The organism is Thioalkalivibrio sp. (genome assembly GCF_041685615.1).
GTDB lineage: Bacteria > Pseudomonadota > Gammaproteobacteria > Ectothiorhodospirales > Ectothiorhodospiraceae > Thioalkalivibrio.
On sequence record NZ_JAWLFK010000101.1, the window covers coordinates 1 to 3007 of the forward strand.

The following is a 3007-nucleotide window of genomic DNA, read 5'->3' on the forward strand; positions in this document are numbered from 1 at the left end:
TATGCTGCGGGAGGTCGAGGTGACTGGCGTGATGCCGAGGGCGCGGCCCTGGGAGACGGGATGAGCCGCGCCTTTGCGCAGGGAGCGGGTTTTGTAAACTGCGCATAGATGGCGTGTGGCGCGCCATTTGGATATCCTGCGGATTGGGCGGGTATATAGCGCTCCGCTCTGAGCGCTGATCACCGGGCCACTGTCTGGCTATCGCGCGGCTTGCGCACAATGCCCCTTTCAAGGTGACGCCGGTCGATCGTTGCTGGTTGAAGGCGCGAGCCGCTCGTGAGAGGTGCCCTCGAAGAGACAGGCCTCACGTGCGAATCTTGGACAGCCTTGCAATAAGCTCGTTTAGACCCAAGCTTCCCCAGGACGAGCAAAGGAGCTGCCGACAATGCATGTAAACGCAGATTTCAGCCAAAGAGCTCTCGTGCGCTTTGATGAAAGTGAATGGGTTGACTCCCCTATGCCTGGGGTACGGCGCCGGATGCTGGATCGGATCGGCGGCGAGGTCGCCCGGGCAACTACTATCGTATGCTTCGCGCCCGGTAGTGCCTTTTCCGCGCATACTCATGACGGTGGCGAAGAATACCTGGTTCTCGATGGCACCTTCCAGGATGAGGACGGTGACTTTCCCACTGGCTCGTATGTGCGCAACCCGCCCACTTCGTCGCACACGCCAGCCGCGCAAGACGGGGCGACCATCCTGGTCAAGTTGCACCAGTTCGACGCGGCGGATCGCACGCAGGTCCAGATCGACAGCGGAAAGGTGGACTGGTCGGAACCGGCCCCTGGCGTCGAAACACTCGAATTGCATGAAGATGATCGTGAATACGTATCCATGGAGCGCTGGGAGCCGGGAACGGCACGATCACTGGACGCATCGGGTGGCCTTGAGGTCTTCGTGATCGAGGGATCGCTTGCCGATGGTGTGGACACGCTGGGCCCCTGGGACTGGCTGCGCCTGCCGGTGGGGAGCACGTTCGAGGCAACGGCCGGAGACGACGGTGTGCGGGTCTGGCTCAAGACCGGGCATCTGCGCCATGTGCCGGACCACACTGCGTAATGGAAGAAACAGAGGTATGTATCATCGGCGCCGGGCTTTCCGGCCTTGCGCTGGGCACTGCGCTGCAGTCCGAGGGGCGTGACGTTACAATTCTGGAAGCGCGCGACCGCGCCGGCGGACGGGTGCTTTCACACCAAGGTTATGATCTCGGGCCCTCCTGGATCTGGCCGAACAACCACCGCATGCTCGCGCTTGCCAGCCGTCTCGGTCTGCGCAGCTTTCCACAATACGCGTCTGGGCGTCTTGTCTTCGAGGATGGCGAGGGCGCGATACGCCGGGACCTCGACTTCGCCACCATGGGAGGCGCGCTGCGCATCGAAGGCGGGCTCACGCGGGTGACCGACGCTTTGGCCGAACAGCTGGGACCCAGCCTGCGCCTCGATCACCCGTTGCAGCGCGTGACTGAGGACGCCTTAGGCGTGACGCTGTCAGGCGACAATTTCGAGATACGAGCTGCGCGCGTCGTTTTCGCGCTGCCGCCGCGGCTGACAGCCCGCTTTGGCGTTGCCGTTCCCGATGTGCCGACTTGGATGGCCGGCCAGGCCAAGCTCATTGCGACCTACACTAAGCCCTTCTGGCGAGACAGCGGGCTGAACGGTGATGCGATATCGCATCGCGGACCGCTGGCCGAGATCCACGACGCGTCACCGGCCGATGCGCATGCGGGCGCGCTCTTCGGGTTCGCCCATCCCGGCGCTACGCATAAGCCGGACTTCCGAGACGCCGCCATTGCGCAACTGGCACGTCTGTTCGGACCCTTGGCGGCGAAACCGCTTGACGTGTTTCTCAAAGATTGGAGCGATGATGTCGCGACCGCCACGCGGGCCGACCGGATGCCGCCCGCTGCTCATCCGACCTATGGCGCCATCCCGTCCACTGCGCGCCTGATCTTCGCTGGATCCGAGGCATCACCGGTCGAGGGTGGTTTTCTGGAGGGGGCGCTGGCTGCTGCAGACGCCGCTCATGCCTGCCTTCGCAAGCATCCGGATTGACTGAAAGACAAACAAGTCCGCGCAGGGCGCGCGCCCATGATGTCGTCTACGTAGAGGTTGCGGTAAGCCTCAGGGCGAGCTATATAATGGATGTTATATAGATTGGAAGTCAGGATGCAAACGCTCAAAGTCACCACAGTCGGAGCCTCGTCAGGAGTAATCCTTACCAAAGAGGTCATGGCGCACTTGAAGATCCAGAAGGGCGATACGCTCTATCTTACCGAAGCAGCTGACGGCGGTTATCGCTTGACCCCTTACAACCCGGAATTCGCCCGTCAAATGTCCCTTGCCGAAGACATCATGCATGACGATCGAGAAGTTCTGCGCGCACTGGCGAAATGAGCGATCCATCCGGTACGTTACCGCGGAAGGACTGGCGTTGGCTTGATCCCGCCGTCATCAACGCCGTCCACGACCGGCAACTGGCTGAACATGGCGGTGCTGAGGGTGTTCGCGATGCCGGGAGCATTGAAAGCGCGCTTTCCCGCCCAGTCAACGCAGCGAATTATGGAACGCCCGATGCGGCTGATCTGGCCGCAGCGTATGCCTACGGGCTTGCGAAGAACCATGGCTTAGTTGATGGGAACAAGCGCACGGCCTGGATCGCAGCGCGCCTGTTTCTAGCAGATAACGGATACCGTTTGAGCTTCGATCCGGTCGATGCTGTTCGTATCATGGAAGGTGTCGCGGGCGGCACTGTGTCCGAAACCGAACTGGCTGGTTGGCTTCGCGACCGGCTCTTGTAACTTGGGTGGTCGTAGGCGTTGGATGGTCCCGTTCGGTCATGACATGCAGCCGCCGCGCCTCTGGAACGGAGAGGAGCACATGTCCCCCTCCCATGGTTCCTCCGTGGCCCTGATTGTATACGGGGGGGCTCAGCGCGCGATTTCGCTAGCGACTGGATTCCTCACCGGGGAATCCACTTGGAATCCACCTCATCGGCTCGGCTCGAAATTCT

At 61.7% G+C, this 3007-nt stretch carries 4 protein-coding genes; all 4 read left to right on the forward strand.

Features of this window, described 5'->3' with window-relative positions:
* Positions 1–385 precede the first annotated feature (385 nt).
* The 4 genes from ACESLR_RS11875 to ACESLR_RS11890 all read left to right on the forward strand — a co-directional run bounded on the left by ACESLR_RS11875 (position 386) and on the right by ACESLR_RS11890 (position 2795).
* Complete coding sequence (locus ACESLR_RS11875; RefSeq protein ID WP_372675370.1) at positions 386–1057, forward strand: cupin domain-containing protein; 672 nt, start codon at positions 386–388, stop codon at positions 1055–1057.
* Entirely contained in the window at positions 1057–2049 is a 993-nt protein-coding gene (locus tag ACESLR_RS11880; RefSeq protein WP_372675372.1) for a flavin monoamine oxidase family protein, read from the forward strand. The genes ACESLR_RS11875 and ACESLR_RS11880 overlap by 1 nt, the downstream gene beginning before the upstream one ends.
* Positions 2050–2163: 114 nt before the next feature.
* Complete coding sequence (locus tag ACESLR_RS11885; protein WP_372675373.1) at positions 2164–2391, forward strand: transcriptional regulator; 228 nt, start codon at positions 2164–2166, stop codon at positions 2389–2391.
* Positions 2388–2795, forward strand: coding sequence for a type II toxin-antitoxin system death-on-curing family toxin (locus ACESLR_RS11890; RefSeq protein ID WP_372675374.1), 408 nt, complete (start codon positions 2388–2390; stop codon positions 2793–2795). The genes ACESLR_RS11885 and ACESLR_RS11890 overlap by 4 nt, the downstream gene beginning before the upstream one ends.
* The last annotated feature ends 212 nt before the right edge of the window (positions 2796–3007 follow it).

Excerpts from the sequence above, each read along its gene's own strand:
- ACESLR_RS11880 (WP_372675372.1), top strand. The coding sequence starts at position 1,057 with ATGGAAGAAACAGAGGTATGTATCATCGGCGCCGGGCTTTCCGGCCTT.
- ACESLR_RS11885 (WP_372675373.1), top strand. The coding sequence starts at position 2,164 with ATGCAAACGCTCAAAGTCACCACAGTCGGAGCCTCGTCAGGAGTAATC.
- ACESLR_RS11890 (WP_372675374.1), top strand. The coding sequence starts at position 2,388 with ATGAGCGATCCATCCGGTACGTTACCGCGGAAGGACTGGCGTTGGCTT.
- ACESLR_RS11875 (WP_372675370.1), top strand. The coding sequence starts at position 386 with ATGCATGTAAACGCAGATTTCAGCCAAAGAGCTCTCGTGCGCTTTGAT.